Annotated in this window: 16 protein-coding genes; 13 read left to right on the top strand and 3 right to left on the bottom strand. The window is 58.1% G+C overall.

The window, feature by feature from the left end:
• Positions 1-45: 45 nt before the first annotated feature.
• The 8 genes from J7447_RS09330 to J7447_RS09295 all read left to right on the top strand — a co-directional run bounded on the left by J7447_RS09330 (position 46) and on the right by J7447_RS09295 (position 6,727).
• Positions 46-2,436: a putative monovalent cation/H+ antiporter subunit A gene (locus J7447_RS09330; protein ID WP_062488457.1), complete on the top strand. Its 2,391-nt coding sequence runs from the start codon at positions 46-48 to the stop codon at positions 2,434-2,436.
• Positions 2,436-2,855, top strand: coding sequence for a Na(+)/H(+) antiporter subunit B (locus J7447_RS09325; protein ID WP_023001006.1), 420 nt, complete (start codon positions 2,436-2,438; stop codon positions 2,853-2,855). The genes J7447_RS09330 and J7447_RS09325 overlap by 1 nt, the downstream gene beginning before the upstream one ends.
• Positions 2,855-3,232, top strand: a complete 378-nt coding sequence (locus J7447_RS09320) for a Na+/H+ antiporter subunit C (RefSeq protein WP_023001007.1) — start codon at positions 2,855-2,857, stop codon at positions 3,230-3,232. Before J7447_RS09325 ends, J7447_RS09320 begins: the two co-directional genes overlap by 1 nt.
• A gap of 5 nt (positions 3,233-3,237) precedes the next feature.
• Positions 3,238-4,827, top strand: coding sequence for a Na+/H+ antiporter subunit D (locus J7447_RS09315; RefSeq protein WP_209169459.1), 1,590 nt, complete (start codon positions 3,238-3,240; stop codon positions 4,825-4,827).
• Positions 4,824-5,300, top strand: coding sequence for a Na+/H+ antiporter subunit E (locus tag J7447_RS09310; RefSeq protein ID WP_023001009.1), 477 nt, complete (start codon positions 4,824-4,826; stop codon positions 5,298-5,300). The genes J7447_RS09315 and J7447_RS09310 overlap by 4 nt, the downstream gene beginning before the upstream one ends.
• On the top strand, positions 5,297-5,653 hold the full coding sequence (locus J7447_RS09305; RefSeq protein WP_023001010.1) for a cation:proton antiporter: 357 nt from the start codon (positions 5,297-5,299) through the stop codon (positions 5,651-5,653). Before J7447_RS09310 ends, J7447_RS09305 begins: the two co-directional genes overlap by 4 nt.
• Positions 5,650-5,994, top strand: a complete 345-nt coding sequence (mnhG, locus tag J7447_RS09300) for a monovalent cation/H(+) antiporter subunit G (protein ID WP_023001011.1) — start codon at positions 5,650-5,652, stop codon at positions 5,992-5,994. The genes J7447_RS09305 and mnhG overlap by 4 nt, the downstream gene beginning before the upstream one ends.
• Before the next feature lie 316 nt (positions 5,995-6,310).
• Entirely contained in the window at positions 6,311-6,727 is a 417-nt protein-coding gene (locus tag J7447_RS09295) for a MucR family transcriptional regulator (protein ID WP_006939826.1), read from the top strand.
• Positions 6,728-6,881: 154 nt separating this feature from the next.
• On the opposite strand, the gene J7447_RS09290 is transcribed toward J7447_RS09295, so the two are convergent.
• A complete protein-coding gene (locus J7447_RS09290) occupies positions 6,882-7,313 on the bottom strand; it encodes a SufE family protein (protein WP_023001012.1) in 432 nt (143 codons plus the stop codon).
• Between the two features lie 258 nt (positions 7,314-7,571).
• The gene (locus J7447_RS09285; RefSeq protein ID WP_209169458.1) at positions 7,572-8,123 is read right to left on the bottom strand and encodes a DUF5330 domain-containing protein; all 552 of its coding nucleotides are present in this window, start codon (positions 8,121-8,123) and stop codon (positions 7,572-7,574) included.
• Positions 8,124-8,420: 297 nt separating this feature from the next.
• Between J7447_RS09285 and J7447_RS09280 the strand changes: the two genes are divergently transcribed.
• The 3 genes from J7447_RS09280 to J7447_RS09270 all read left to right on the top strand — a co-directional run bounded on the left by J7447_RS09280 (position 8,421) and on the right by J7447_RS09270 (position 11,391).
• A complete protein-coding gene (locus J7447_RS09280) occupies positions 8,421-10,121 on the top strand; it encodes a HAMP domain-containing histidine kinase (RefSeq protein WP_209169457.1) in 1,701 nt (566 codons plus the stop codon).
• 71 nt (positions 10,122-10,192) lie between these two features.
• On the top strand, positions 10,193-10,918 hold the full coding sequence (locus J7447_RS09275; RefSeq protein WP_209017902.1) for a peptidoglycan-binding domain-containing protein: 726 nt from the start codon (positions 10,193-10,195) through the stop codon (positions 10,916-10,918).
• A gap of 101 nt (positions 10,919-11,019) precedes the next feature.
• Positions 11,020-11,391, top strand: coding sequence for a DUF1491 family protein (locus J7447_RS09270; protein WP_209169456.1), 372 nt, complete (start codon positions 11,020-11,022; stop codon positions 11,389-11,391).
• Between the two features lie 58 nt (positions 11,392-11,449).
• Here J7447_RS09270 and J7447_RS09265 read toward each other — a convergent pair whose 3' ends face one another.
• Positions 11,450-12,607, bottom strand: a complete 1,158-nt coding sequence (locus tag J7447_RS09265; RefSeq protein WP_209169455.1) for a DUF2336 domain-containing protein — start codon at positions 12,605-12,607, stop codon at positions 11,450-11,452.
• Positions 12,608-12,799: 192 nt separating this feature from the next.
• Between J7447_RS09265 and J7447_RS09260 the strand changes: the two genes are divergently transcribed.
• Positions 12,800-13,009, top strand: a complete 210-nt coding sequence (locus J7447_RS09260) for a hypothetical protein (protein ID WP_031269292.1) — start codon at positions 12,800-12,802, stop codon at positions 13,007-13,009.
• A 62-nt stretch (positions 13,010-13,071) separates the two neighbouring features.
• Entirely contained in the window at positions 13,072-13,935 is an 864-nt protein-coding gene (locus J7447_RS09255; RefSeq protein WP_055654906.1) for a hypothetical protein, read from the top strand.
• Positions 13,936-14,397: the final 462 nt, after the last annotated feature.

Here is a 14,397-nt window from a genome sequence, read left to right as displayed (position 1 = left end):
GGCCCGTTTCCGTCGTTTCTTTAAAAACCGTGACGAAAGATCAGCATGACGCCAGCCTTGATCGACGACACCACTCTCTATGCCGTCCTCGCGCCCTTTGCTGCGGCTGTGGTTGCGCCATTTCTGACCCGCTGGTTCAAGCACAATGCGGCCTGGCTGCTTGCTATCGTGCCGGCCTTGATCTTCCTGCATTTCACAGGGTTCGTCGAACCCGTGTCAAAAGGGGAAAGCTTCGTTGCGGCAAAGGCCTGGGCGCCCAGCTATGGCGTGAACTTTTCCGTCTATGTCGACGGATTGTCGACGTTGTTCGCCTTGCTGATTTCAGGCATCGGAACCTTCATCATTCTGTATGCCGGCGGCTATCTCAAAGGCCACCCGCAACAGGGCCGGTTCTTCTCGTTCCTGTTGATGTTCATGGGGTCGATGCTCGGCCTCGTGCTCGGCAACAACCTGATTTCCCTGTTTATCTTCTGGGAACTGACGTCGATAACGTCCTTCCTGCTGATCGGCTTCGATCACCTGCGCGCCGCGTCCCGCCGGGCCGCGCTGCAGGCGCTCGTGGTCACGGGCGGCGGCGGCCTGGCCCTGCTGGCCGGTTTCATCCTGATCATCTCCGCCACGGGCGAAATCGAGATGTCGGTGCTGCTGGCCTCGCCGGACATCATCAAGGATACCACGCTCTACGTACCGATCTTCTTCCTGGTTCTGGGCGGCGCCTTCACCAAGTCGGCGCAGTTTCCGTTCCATTTCTGGCTTCCCAACGCCATGGAAGCGCCGACACCTGTTTCCGCCTATCTGCATTCGGCAACCATGGTGAAGGCCGGCGTCTATCTGTTGATGCGCATGCATCCGCTGCTGGGGGGGACAGAACTCTGGACAACGGTCCTGCCGCTGTTCGGTGGCATAACACTGCTGGTGGGCACGATCCTGGCGGTGCGCCAGACCGATCTGAAGCTGATGCTTGCCTACACGACCGTGGCATCGCTCGGGCTTCTTGTCATGTTGACCGGGACCAGCCAGGAAAAGGCGCTCGAAGGCGCTGTCCTCTATCTTCTCGCGCACTCCCTGTTCAAGGGCGCGCTCTTCATGGTTGCCGGCACGATCGATCACGAAGCCGGTACGCGTGACATCACTAAGCTGGGCGGCTTGCGTTCGGCCATGCCGATCACGTTTGCAGCTGCCTGTCTTGCGGCGCTGTCCATGGCCGGCCTGCCGCCTTTCATCGGCTTCATTGCCAAGGAAGTACTTTATTACGGCACCTGGGGCTGGCTGGAACTCGGTCTGCCCATCACCATCACTGCTGTCATCGGCAATGCCTTGATGCTGGTGATTGCCGCCGCGGTTGCCATCAAGCCCTTCCTTGGTCCGAAAGTGGAAACGCCGAAACATGCGCACGAGGGACCTGTTCTGCTGTTCGCCGGTCCGGTGTTCCTGTCTGTGACCGGCCTCGGGCTGGCCCTGATTGCGCATACGACTGGTGAACTGTTCATCGGGCCGACCCTGTCTTCACTTCTCGGCAAGACGACGCAAATCGAACTTCATCTGTTGCCGACGTCGATCAACGCGCCGCTGCTGCTGTCGCTGGTCACCATCGGTCTCGGGATTGCTCTGTTCACTCAGATCGACCGCCTGCGCGGGCTGATCGGCTCTGTCCTGACAACGATCGGTTGGGGGCCGGACAAGGGGTTCGACCAGTTCGTGGCCGGTATTGTTGGATTGTCCTGGCGGATCACCCGCCTGCTGCAGTCCGGCAAGATGCAAACCTACATGATGCTGACCTTCATCTTCACGGGCGCTGCGGTGTTGTTGCCGGGCTTCCTGACGGACAGCCTGCCGGCAATGCCGAAGATGCCCGACTATCGCTTCTATGAATGGGGCATCCTGCTGATCGCCTTCTTCGGGTTGATCGCCGTACTTGTCGCCAACACCCGCCTGACAGCCATCGTGTCACTCGGCATCCAGGGCTTTGCGGTCGCCTTGATCTTCATGATGTTCGGCGCGCCCGATCTGTCCTTCACCCAGTTCATGGTGGAGACGCTGTCGGTCGTCATCCTTGCTCTCGTCATGACCAGACTGAACCTGTCGCCCAGTGACCACCGGCATGGTCTTGCCGCGATTGTCACCGGGATCGTCGCGATCGGTGTCGGTCTCGGCCTGACGCTGACGCTGCTTGCGATCACGCAGCAGCCCTTCGACAGCCGCTTGTCCGACTTCTTCGCCCAGTTCAGCCGCTCCATTGCCCATGGCCGGAATATCGTCAACGTGATCATCGTCGACTTCCGCGGCTTTGATACGCTGGGTGAAATCGCCGTGGTGGTTCTGGCCGGGCTTTGTGTTCTGGCGCTCATCCGGGTGCGGACGAAGCCTGAAAAACCGATCGAGAAACCGAAGACGGTCGCACCGCCCACACCGGCCCAGACTGGGGAGGCTCACTGATGCGTACGATCATCTTCCGCACCATTGCGCCCTATCTGTCCGCGCTGATGGTCCTGTTTTCGATCTTCGTGCTGCTGCGCGGCCATAACGAGCCGGGTGGTGGATTTATCGGCGGCCTGATTGCCGCATCGGCGTTGGCGATTTTTGGTATCGCCTGCGGTGTTGCTTCCGTTCGCCGCGCCATCGTATTCCACCCGATGGGGGTATCCGGTTTCGGACTGTTCCTGGCGGCTGTGGCAGGCATCCCGTCGATATTCAAGGCGCAGGCCTTCATGACCAGCCAGTGGCTGGAGGTGCATGTTTTCGGCGTGGAGATCGCCTTGTCGACGCCGTTGTTCTTCGACATTGGCGTTTACCTGGTGGTGGTGGGTGCCATCGGCTCCATTGCACTGGCGCTTGAAGAAAGGGAGGCCGACTGATGGAAACCGGCGTTGTCATCCTGATTGGCCTGTTCTTCACCGTGGCCGTCTACCTGATGCTGTCCAAGCAGCTTGTGCGCATTCTTCTGGGTATCGCCATTCTGGGCAATGCCGTGAACATGCTCATCTTTACCAACGGGCGCCTGACGCGCGAGGTTCCGCCGCTCATTCCGGAACATCTCTATGCTCCGGAAACCGCGACGGCCAATCCGCTGCCGCAGGCACTGGTGCTGACGGCTATCGTCATTTCCTTCTCGTTCTTTGCGTTTCTGCTGGTGCTGGCCTTCCGGGCCTACCAGGAACTTGGCACTGATGAAGTCAACGAAATGCGCATCGCCGAACCCGAACACGACCAAACTCCGCCGCAAGGGTACTAAGCTACATGGCCGGTTCTTCCGTTTCCGTCGATCTTTCCCAGGCCATGGTCACTACGCCCGTTGCGGCGGGTGACTGGCTGGTGGTCGCGCCTTCGCTGATCACAATCCTGGGCGGTGCGCTGTGCCTGATGCTGCGCAAGAACACCGATCTGCAGCCGAAAGTCGGCATCGGTTTCCTGGCACTGCTGGTGCTGGCTAACCTTGCCCTGTTGATCCGGGTGCTCGATCAAGGTGTCATCACCATGGTGATGGGCAGCTGGCTGCCGCCGTTCGGCATTGCCTTCACAGTGGATACGCTTGGTGTCACGCTGTCACTGATCGGCTCAATCGTGGCCTTCTGTGCGGGTGTTTTCGGCGCAGCCACCGTTGACAGCACAGGACGCAGATATGGGTTTTATCCGTTCCTGCTACTGCTGATGACAGGTGTTTGCGGCGCGTTCCTGACCGGGGATGTGTTCAACCTCTATGTCTGGTTCGAAGTTCTGCTGATTTCGTCCTACGGGCTTCTGGTTCTCGGCAACGACAGGATCCAGCTTGACGGCGCGGTCAAATACGGTGTCCTGAACCTGATCGGCACGAACCTTTTCCTGATCGCGACAGGTCTGCTTTACGGAATTTTCGGCACGCTCAACATGGCGGACCTCGCCATGAAGGTTGCCGCCCTAGAAAATCCGGCTTCCGGCACACTGGCAACGGTTGCCGCGCTCTATTTCCTCGCCTTTGCCATGAAAGCGGCCGCATTCCCGGTCAATTTCTGGCTGCCTGCGTCCTACCACACGCCCAACGTGGTGGTGTCGGCGGTATTTGCAGGCCTTCTGACCAAGGTCGGCGTTTATGCGCTGATCCGCATCTTTGTCCTGATCCTGCCGGCCTCCCGCGGCTATATGGCCGATGTGATCGCGCTGGTTGCCATCGCAACCCTGCTGACAGGGGCGATCGGAGCTCTGGCGCAGAGTGAAGTACGGCGGCTGCTCGGCTATGTTGTCATTGCCGGTATCGGGTCGATGCTCGCCGGTGTTGCCGTTGGTTCGACGCTGGCAGTCTCGGGTGCCATTTTCTACGCGGTCCATTCAATCATCGTCATGACGGCGCTTTATATGGCAGCGGGCATCATGAACATGATGGGCGGTTCCTACGACCTGAGGCAGCTGGGTGGGCTCTATCAAAAGAGTGCGGTGTTCGCAGCCGTGTTCCTGGTACTTGGTTTTGCCGTTTCGGGTCTGCCACCATTCTCCGGTTTCTGGCCCAAGGTCATTCTTGTGGATGCGGCCTTCGCAGACGGTCGGACCTGGCTGGGTGCTGCCATTCTTGTCAGCGGGTTCCTGACGACCATGGCGATGGGCCGGGTCTGGATCTTCGCCTTCTGGCGCGGTGGACCTGAAGGCACTACTGACGGGCAGGCCGTTGCCGTGACGGGCGAGGGCGGCGTGCAACTTTCCGGAGCCGCAGTCTGGTTGCCACTCGGCATTCTGACTGCGCTTGTTGTCTATTTCGGCCTGCAGCCGGAATGGATGCTGGAGCTTTCAACGCGAGGGGCAAGCGGCATTGTTGAACCGCTCGGCTACCTGCGTTCAGTCTTTGGGGGCCAGGGATGACCAGTCTCTTTCTCATCAACATTCTTCTGATGCTGGCTTGGGGAGCTGTCACAGGCAGCTTCTCTGAAGTCAATCTGGCCTTCGGCTTCGTGCTCAGTTTCGGCGCACTTTACCTGATCCGGGAACAGGTCGGTACTGCCGCCTATTTCCAGCGGGTCTCCAAGGGCTTCGGTCTGGCTGTGCTCTTTGTCTATGAACTGGTGCTGTCGGCCTGGCGGGTTGCGATCATCGTGCTCAAGCCGAAGATCAAATTGCAGCCGGGCATCATCGCGTTTCCGCTGACAGTGGACAGGGACTTCGAAATCACGATGCTGGCCAATCTGATCACCCTGACGCCGGGCACATTGTCCGTTGATGTCTCCGACGACCGGAAGACGCTTTATGTGCACTGTATCGACGTGCCTGACCCGCAAGCCACGATCGACGACATCAAGAACGGTTTTGAACGCAAGATCCTGGAGGTGTTCAGATGACACCGTTTGAGACCTTTTCTTCCGGTTTCCTGGAAATCAGCGTCAAGATCGCGCTGGCTCTGCTGACGATTTCCTTCATCATCATCGTCGTGCGGACGGTCAAGGGACCGAGCCTTCCGGATCGTGTTGTCGCCCTGGACATGCTGGTCGCGGTGGGGATCGGCTTTATCGCGGCCATCGGCGTTTCCACCGGCTTTTATCTTTACATCGACATTGCGATTACGCTCGGCCTCGTCGGCTTCCTGGCAACCGTCGCTTTCGCCCGCTTCGTCCTGAACCGCGGCCTTGCCGGCGACAAGACGATCATGGACGAAGTCGAAGAGAGCATTAAGCGCAGGGAGGCGGGACAATGAATGCTGCCGTTGAAATCATCACCGGTATCATGCTGGTCGTCGGTGCTTCCTTCGCACTGGTCGCATCGATCGGCATCATCCGTCTGAAAGATGTTTACATGCGAATGCATGCGGCCTCCAAGGCGGGTACTCTGGGGTCGGGCGTGATGTTGCTTGCGCTGGCAGTTCACGCTGGCGATCTGGCCGTTGTCACACGGGCAATCGCCGGAGTCGTATTCTTCCTGCTCACCGCCCCAATTTCGGCTCATTTGTTGGCAAAAGCTGCATACGCAGCCGGCTACCGTCCCTGTGCCGATACCAAGGAAGATGCCCTTGCAAAAACTGTCCGGCCGAAAAGCTGAGGCATGGTGTGCGGCAATGGTCCTGAAAGACAGATTTCCTGACAATACTATCGGTTCATTGTCGAAATAGGTGCGATAGGTATAGCCAATATTTGTACAATTTGATTTTTATTGCTTCTGATCGATTTTTATTTGAATTACGGGGTTGTCGTTCAACGAAAGCGGCGATATAAGGCTGTGACGATTGCCTGCAAAGTAGAATCGTTTTTGATTTCTGGGCCCGCAAGTAACTGAATTTCTAGTTCCGCTTTCGGCAGACATTTTTTGCAGGTAAACCACAAAGCTAATTTTGAAATCAGTAGAGAACGGGTGAAATATGACTGACAGTCCGGTGGATGCGAATCTGATTGATCTTACGGCAGACATCGTCTCAGCCTATGTGAGCAACAACACCGTTGCGTCAACAGATCTGCCAGGCCTGATCAACGAAGTTTACGGCGCGCTGCAGAGAACTGCCAGCACTTCCACCGAGCCGGAGCCGGAGCCGCTGAAGCCTGCCGTGCCGGTGAAGAAGTCGGTCATGCCCGACTACATCATCTGCCTGGAAGACGGCAAGAAGTTCAAGTCGCTGAAGCGCCACCTGCGCACGCACTACAACATGACCCCGGAAGAGTACCGCGAGAAGTGGGACCTGGGTGCCGATTACCCGATGGTTGCACCGAACTATGCGGCTGCCCGTTCGGAACTGGCCAAGAAGATGGGCCTCGGCCAGCAGCGCAAGCGCTCCAAGTAAATCCTTCGGCCCAGGTCGAAGTACAAAAGAGCTGCCCATGGGCAGCTCTTTTTTTGTTTTGTGATGGAGATCTTCAGCTGATTGCGGATGGCGCTCGGTGTGAGCGCAACTGAAGCACTTGCCGAAAGAGCAGAGTGATCAAATTGAAGGGCTCTCAGGCTGCTGCCAGAGCTCCTTGCGCGTCGCTGCGGATGCGCCCGACCATAGATTTGAGACCGTTGGAGCGCTGCGGTGTCAGGTGCTCCTGCAGACCCAGTTTGGCAAAAATACCTTCGACGTCGGTGTCAAGAATGTCCTGCGCGGTCTTGCCACTGAACAACGAGGTGACGATGGCCACGAGCCCTTGCACGATAAGCGCATCGCTGTCACCCCGGAAGCTGAGCACAGGTGTGCCGTCGCCTGTCTTGTCGATGGAGGTGATCAGCCAGACCTGCGACACACAACCGCGCACCTTGTTGGCATCGGTCTTTTCGGCGTCGGCAAGATCAGGCATCTCCTTGCCAAGGTCGATGAGGTATTTGTAGCGATCTTCCCAGTCGTCGAGAAAATCAAACGTCTCAAGGATTTCGCTCAAGGTTGTGGTCATGGCACCGGTCTTTGAAGGTCTTGTCCGCCTTCATATAACTCGTGAGCGGCAAAGTGCAAATGCCGGCAGGTGCGAGAGAGGGGGGAGAATAAAGATACGCCGCAGATGAAATGGGCAGCTTTCCATCTGCGGCGCAGCGGAACAATCCGCTGAAGTGAAGCCGTCTTTGCGTTGCTGCCGTGCAGCAGCGCTCCAGCGGGGGCGCAATCGGCCGTTTTCAGATCCAGGAGGTCGTAGGATCTTGAACGACCAGTGTGCTCAGGTCTTTTGGCCTGAGCGTGGTTTGGGCCGTGGCACCGGCCCAAGCACTGCCTCTTTGGAAGAGACGTTATCAAAGACCGGCTGCCAAGATGGTGTGCCGGCGAAAACCTGGGGTTCCTGGCCAGAAGGCTGGCCGGACGTCGTGCCAGCACTCGGTACGGGCGTCGAGCCGGTCACCAGCTGTTCGCTTCCCGATTTCTCGGCAATCTGCGTGTCGAGAAACTCATAGACAATCCGAGCGCCGTCGCGTGCGCGGCTGCCGATTGCCGTCAGTGCATCGCCTCCCGTTTCGCAGGCCTGCGGATTGCGTCCGCAAAAGCCGCCGATGTCCGACATCGTAGCCTGTGCCGCCAGGAAGGCCGACACCGGATCGATGTTTTCCGTCGAAGTGTCTTCCTGATCTGACCCGAGGGGAATCAGGACGAGCACCAAGGTGAGCCAAAAGGCCGTCCTCAAGAGAAAGAACATGTCGCTACCCATAGTCTGTTCTGTCTTGCGTGCCTTTGTGCCGTTGGCACGCTTGTTATGAGCGCACATTACCAGCGACATGAGAATCCCCGGTTGAGCGGGAAAAGCCAATTTTCATAAAATAAATCAGGTATTTAAATCGTATTTTCTGAAATATTGATTCAAATTTTAGCTAATTCCGGTCAAGATATTGAGGCCAATGGGTTTTTCGGAAAAAAACGCAATTTGGATTCATCCTTTATCGTTCCTTAAGTGCTGCAACCGACAATGGCCGTACAAAAGGTGCGAGCGGATGTTTCCGCGATTGTTGTGTGGTAGAGTAGATTGCGTAACCTTCTGAAAAACATGCAAAATGTCTGGGGGCATTGGGTGGCTCGCGTGGATGGAATGATTCATCCCGAAGCTGCTTCCGATCCTTTTCTTGCACCGTTGCATCGTTCGTTTCTGCTCAGCTGTTTCGTCAGCGGCGCTGCGGCTCTGGTGGTACTGCCACTGCATCTGGCGCTGGCCGGACCGCCTCAGGCAGCCACTCTTCTCGCGCTCGCCTGGATGCTGAGCCAATGGCCTCTGGCGCTTTATCTGTCCCAGTCGGGGGCGCTGTCCAAGGCTGCCGGTCTTTCTGCTTCCCTGTTCGCAGTGTTTGTTGCCGGCGTCTGCGCGGTTACCGGCGGTGCGCTGTCCTTTGCGCTGGCTTGGTTGCTGGTGCCGCCGATGGAGGCTGCGCTCGCAGCAAGCCGGCGGACGGCACTCGCCGTGACGGGGCTTTGCGGTGCCCTGGTCCTTGCCCTGATGTTTGTTCCTCTGCCTGTCATTCCGGCTTCCGGATTTCCAGGGCTGGCAACGCCGTTTGCGACCCTGGCGGCTCTGCTTTATGTCGGTTTGCTGTCGCTCCGCATCGCGCTTGACCGGTCTCTTGCGCAAAAAGTTGTGAGGGCAACGGAGGAAAGACGCCTCCAGATCAGTCAGAGTGTCTCCGACATCTATTGTGAACTCGGGCCTGACGGTGGCCTCAAGGTCATTGGCGGCCCGGTGAAGGATGTGCTCGGGCATCTGCCGGTGGAAGGCGGTGAGGACTGGCTGTTTCCGCGCCTTCACGTTGCAGACCGGCCGCTTTATCTGACCTGTCTTTCCGAAGCCCGTTTGAGTGGCGCCACAAGAACCTTCGAGGCACGTTTGAGGGTTGGCGCAAATCGTCCGGGAGAAGCAGGGCAGGCCGACTACCGGCGTCTGGAAGTACAACTGCGTGCCAGCCGGCAGAACAGCCCGTCATCTGCAAACGGTGCGGCACTTCTGCTGACGCTTCGTCCTCTTGAACCCATCGAGCCGTCGGCAGGCAAGACCGCGGGATCCGCCACAGACGGAAGCGCACGCGCGGACCGAATTTCGCGGGACATGCTTGAAACGGCGGGCGTTGAGGCTTCGCAGGCGCTGTCGGACATTCTGGCGCAATTCGAACGTCTCGAGCGCCTGGGGCGTGATACCTCCGATCCTGTGCTCAAGTTGGCGGTACAGTCCCTGCGGCAAACCGGCGAACGGGGCCTGGCCTCGCTCACTGCGGCTCTGGATCTGGTTCCGGAAGACAGATCTCCCGGCGAACCGGAGATTACCGGTGTTGATGTCGAAGCCTGTCTCGTTCAATGCATGGACATGGTCGCAAGGGTGGCCGTGCGTCGCGGTGTTTCTCTGGAAATGGAACCCGGCCAGGACAGTCCGCTGGTTGCTGCCGACAGAAAATTGCTGCGGCAGGCGCTGTGTTTCCTGCTGGTGGATATGGTGGAAACTTCCGAGGCTGGCGCCGTGGTGAGCGTTGGTGTCGATCTCGGTACAGGCTACACCGACTATGTGTTTTCGGTGAAGAACCGCCAGTCCAGCCTTTGCTGGAGCGCCGAGGCCGCGGCAACCGTGCTGGGCGTTTCAAGGGCGCTTCTGGAGCGCATGGGCGGCAGCCTGACTGTTCAGACCATTCTGGGACAGGGGGAAAGCGTGACTGTGACCCTGCCGCTTCGGACGCAAGCGCAGCAGAGCGCCGGTCGGACCGGCGAGGTGCTCCGTGTCGAGCAATTGGCAAGATCGGCATAGGCGCAATGGCAAGAGCAAAGAAAACGACAAAGCAGACCAAGGCGCAGCAAGCAAAGTCGTCGGAATCCCTGATGGCGAAGGCCGGTCATATGGCGCTCGACAATCCTGTCGCAGCGGGTGGTACTGTGGTGATGGGGCTGACGGCATGCCTGATCGTGGCCAATGCGGTCGGCCTGCAGCCTGGCCGGCATCCGGCGCCGCTGTTCACGACACGAGATCGACCGGATACCATGCAGCTGCCGGAACCGGATGGCAGAAGTCCCGGGCTTCAGGTGCAGGAGATCTCCACCCTTGTGCTCGACCTGCAGATTTCCCTACGCAAGATCGGCCTGTACGAAGGGCCTCTGGACGGACTGAACGGCCCGGCGACCGAGCGGGCCATCCGTGGTTTTGAACGTCACGCCGGACAGATCGAGACCGGAGAGGCAACGGAAGCGCTGCTTGCTCTGGTGCTGATGCAGGGAGAAAGCCCCGTAACGTCCGTGAATGGTCCCGTGCCTCGTCCGAAGCCCGGGTTCTCGGGTACGACTAGACAAGACGGCGCTGAAGTTCTTGATGCCGGTGCCGACGAAAGTGCCGATGCCGGTGTAGAGTCCGATCCGAAGTTGATGAAGATCCAACAGGCGTTGTCCGAACTCGGCTACGGTCCGCTGAAGGCGGACGGCGTGATGGGAGCCAATACCACCGCTGCCATCCGGCGGTTCGAATTTGACAGGGGCCTGCCGTTGACGGGCGAACCCGGCACCAAGGTCATCGAGCGCCTGGAAATGGTCAGTGGCCGATCGCTGTCCGGCTAGATTGCCGGACGGCAAGTTGCCGCGTGAGCGCAACTGTCGTAGAGCAGGGCCTTCCCTCTCCATCTTTGGGAGTGCCGGCGGGTTCGGCAGAGGCGGTCAGCATGCGGGTTACATCTGAGTTTTTCGTCAGTGCACTGGTCCGACGCGTATTCGGCGAGGGCGGCTTTGCAGCTGTTTCCAGGAAAGGGGCTTCCGAAGCCGGTGCGGTCTTTATCTGTGTGGACCGTCTTGACGGTAGCTTCGACTTCTATGGCCCGGCGCCGCAAGCCATGTTCAGCAGTCTGCCGCAGGGGCGCTTGTTCGAAAGTGTCTTCGAACGGGCGGACAGGGAAACGATAGACGCGCGGCTGGCAAGCGAAGCGCGAATGGATCCGGACTATTGGCTGGTGGACATCGAAGCACGCGATGGCAGGATTGACCTGCCATTGGTGCAGGATGAGCCGAAGCCCGACACAAACCTCTTCCGCTTTTAATGCAGATTTAAATATGGGCGTTCAGCCCTCCCGCAACACAGTGCTTGAGCGGGTGTTCTCAGGAACGGTTCGACTTGCGAGTGGTTTCGGCTTGAGCGAAACCAAACTTCTGTCCGTCCGTTGTCGCCGCATCGCGGCGCGAAGCATCCTGATATTGCGAGTCAAGCTGTGCAGATACGGGCTGAGTGACCTGGTCATGCAGGATCCACTGTCCGACCAGCACCTCGGCAGCGCCCTGGCTGAGCGTGCGATGGAGGCGCAGCAGGCCGCGCAGTCTTTCCAGTGACAGGTTTTCACCCAGCATGCGGATCATCACGGTCGTGACTTCGGACGCCGACATACCAAGCGCTTTCAATGCAACGGTCAGACCTTCGGCCTGATCGTCATGCATCAGCAGATCGCAAGTGGTCTGCGGCAGTCCGAGCCCCTGGCCCAGGAGATCCGCAAAACGGGACCGCTGCTGGAAAAGGGCTTCGCTCACCAGTGCGTCCCGCAATTTGAGGCGCGCGGTGTCCGTGCGTCTGTCGGTTGCGGAACCAGGGGTTTGTGCCTGTTTGACCAGGCTGGTCATCTCCGCCGCGGCGATCGCTTTCGATTTGAGCGGAGCTGGTAAATGCAGGAATTGTCCCATAAGTCCATCCGGGTTTAATGCGTCCTGGCCTGCCAATTCTAAACCAAGAGTGGCAACGATGTCACTACGACAACTGAGTTTTGCCTGATGAGCTTGTGTCAGGGTGACGTCTTCCCGGTCGAGAAGGATACGGATTACAGGGGCTCCGGCGTGTTCGCACAATGTCGTGATCACCGATTCGCGCAAGGATGGCCGGTTGGCGACCGCTTTGCGGAGGGAATCCGGACCGGCCTCCGCAACCTTCAAAAGGAGATCCACAGAAAGCCTCGGACTGTAACGAAGGGCCGGATAGGCCGTCAGTTCGTCTTCGTCGGATGCGAGCTGCGTCAGGAGGTCGTCGGGAATTTCCGGATGCGCAGCCAGCAGATTTGCGATCCGGCGCCTGTCCGGCAGTGAGGTTTTAGGCAGGAAGTTTGATGCCAACTCCAGAAAAATGCGTTTTTCTTCAACATCATGCCGAGTGCGTCCGGCAAACAGCTCACTTGCGGCCAGAAGGACACCACGATCATCGCCCTTTGTGGACGCGGATTTGTCCGGTGAAGCGGAATTCGGCAAAGGCTGACTGAAATGTTGGGTTTGGCGCATGACACCCGTCTACAAAATACGAAAGACCGGACCACCGGAGGAACTTGCTTCGTTCAAATTGCAGGAAAAGCGTTAGCATGCTGTTAACCCTGACAGCTTCTTAATGAAGAGCAGGAAGTAATGCGTCGCCCGTTTGACCGTTCCCCGCCGGTAATACGCCGTCAGGGGAGATCGGAACCGAAGGAGGAGACGATGGGCACCTTGTTGGACTTTACATCAGCTCAACGCCCCGCAGCACGTGTGGGCTATCGTTCCAATCAGCGCCGTATGGCAAGCCGAGAGACCTTTGGAGAAGTTATCCTCTTCCCAGGTGTCCGGTACGAGCGCCATGACCTTGATCTTGCCGCACGAATCGCGACCATCGGAAAAGCGGCCGGACCTGCTGGCTCCGACAAGGACTGACGGTCCAAGCCTCTCCAGCCGCGCAGGAGAAGTTTCTTTTTAGCGGCCTGGAGAAGCGCCCGATGGGCAAAGGCAAAGCGGAACAATCCGCCACCGCATCCCTCGCGGAGAGCGGTCGCAGATCAGGGCAGGGCGCCATTGCCGTCGCTGCCGTGCTGATTGCCGTCAGCCTTGCTGCCTGTACGCGCCCGACAGGGGATTTTGATCGTGCCAGGCCATCCGTCATTCATGACAGGGTGATGCCGGCGGCGGGCGACGAAGCAGCGCGCCTGCGCGGTGATCCGGTTTCCAAGTTCAACTACACGAACGACGAAAAGCTGATGCGCAACCGCGGCTGGACGCTGATCCGTCCGCCATGGACCAAGGACTGGATCGGCGGGACCATGGTTGAGCTGTCGCGAACACGCGTTCTTCCGGAAGTTGAGGGGCGTGTGCCGCCTGATCTCTATCTGATCTATCTGCGCTCAGACAAGTTCCAGTCTTCCGATGCCCGCTACGACAAGATTGCCGCTGACGCATCCGGCGATGCGGAGCTGGTGATGCCTTTCTGCGAAGTGGCCTTGCGTGTGAAGGCCGCGGATGACGAGCGGCTGCGAGTTCTGCAGAACAAGCCGGTGAAGTCCGAGGAAACCTATGAAGGTGCGAAGGCGCGCGTCTGGGAAAACCGGGTGATGATCAAATGGGTCGGTCAGGCACTGCGGTATCGGATCATAGCCTACAAGAAGGCGCTTGACGGACTGGAGATCGAAACGCCGACCCGCGATCGCGTCTGGAAGGTCAATAACGCCATTCGGGAACTGGAAGGCCAGGTTCGCATTGCCGAAGCCGGTTGCGATCCGGACAAGCGTTATGGGGACGACAAGCCTGTTCGCAGGTCCCGGATCTATACCGGGTGGGGAACTGAACGCGCGCCGGTCGTGAAATAGCCCGCTTCAGAATTTCAGGCCTGAATTCTGACATTTTATTGAGTGCTATATTCTGCCCACGTCAGATCTACTGATGCGCGGATACATTTTCGGCTGTAGAGGCGGAACTGCTTTTCCACAGGCTGGAGGCGCGATCGTTCAAGGTCTGAAAAAACATCTTTGAGAAGACTTCTGGACGGGTTCTTTTACAAGAAACCTATGAGAATTTATTTCGTAAGCTAAGCGTATTCAAAATTTTTAAACGATACCGCTCAGCGTTATTTTTTTACGAAAACACAACAGCCAAAATCTCGTTTTACTTGATCTGCTTCACTTTTTGTCAAATTGACTTGCCTTAAGGGCATGCGCGCATAAGTTTTGTTTATTGCAATGCAAAAAAATGTGAACACTGAAAAAAGAGACGTGATCACAAGCTCTTAGCCTAATTTTGGTCGTTTTTCCGGCAAAAGGATGTCTTTGAAG

Source organism: Labrenzia sp. R5_0, from assembly GCF_017743835.1.
Lineage (GTDB): Bacteria > Pseudomonadota > Alphaproteobacteria > Rhizobiales > Stappiaceae > Roseibium > Roseibium algicola.
This window is presented reverse-complemented; position numbering and strand designations above follow the sequence as displayed.

Bases quoted from the DNA above. Each gene is read 5' to 3' on its own strand.
- J7447_RS09330 (WP_062488457.1), top strand. From the start codon at position 46: ATGACGCCAGCCTTGATCGACGACACCACTCTCTATGCCGTCCTCGCG.
- J7447_RS09305 (WP_023001010.1), top strand. From the start codon at position 5,297: ATGACACCGTTTGAGACCTTTTCTTCCGGTTTCCTGGAAATCAGCGTC.
- J7447_RS09275 (WP_209017902.1), top strand. From the start codon at position 10,193: ATGGCGAAGGCCGGTCATATGGCGCTCGACAATCCTGTCGCAGCGGGT.
- J7447_RS09310 (WP_023001009.1), top strand. From the start codon at position 4,824: ATGACCAGTCTCTTTCTCATCAACATTCTTCTGATGCTGGCTTGGGGA.
- J7447_RS09260 (WP_031269292.1), top strand. From the start codon at position 12,800: ATGGGCACCTTGTTGGACTTTACATCAGCTCAACGCCCCGCAGCACGT.
- J7447_RS09285 (WP_209169458.1), bottom strand. From the start codon at position 8,123: ATGTCGCTGGTAATGTGCGCTCATAACAAGCGTGCCAACGGCACAAAG.
- J7447_RS09270 (WP_209169456.1), top strand. From the start codon at position 11,020: ATGCGGGTTACATCTGAGTTTTTCGTCAGTGCACTGGTCCGACGCGTA.
- mnhG (WP_023001011.1), top strand. From the start codon at position 5,650: ATGAATGCTGCCGTTGAAATCATCACCGGTATCATGCTGGTCGTCGGT.
- J7447_RS09295 (WP_006939826.1), top strand. From the start codon at position 6,311: ATGACTGACAGTCCGGTGGATGCGAATCTGATTGATCTTACGGCAGAC.
- J7447_RS09265 (WP_209169455.1), bottom strand. From the start codon at position 12,607: ATGCGCCAAACCCAACATTTCAGTCAGCCTTTGCCGAATTCCGCTTCA.
- J7447_RS09325 (WP_023001006.1), top strand. From the start codon at position 2,436: ATGCGTACGATCATCTTCCGCACCATTGCGCCCTATCTGTCCGCGCTG.
- J7447_RS09315 (WP_209169459.1), top strand. From the start codon at position 3,238: ATGGCCGGTTCTTCCGTTTCCGTCGATCTTTCCCAGGCCATGGTCACT.
- J7447_RS09320 (WP_023001007.1), top strand. From the start codon at position 2,855: ATGGAAACCGGCGTTGTCATCCTGATTGGCCTGTTCTTCACCGTGGCC.
- J7447_RS09290 (WP_023001012.1), bottom strand. From the start codon at position 7,313: ATGACCACAACCTTGAGCGAAATCCTTGAGACGTTTGATTTTCTCGAC.
- J7447_RS09255 (WP_055654906.1), top strand. From the start codon at position 13,072: ATGGGCAAAGGCAAAGCGGAACAATCCGCCACCGCATCCCTCGCGGAG.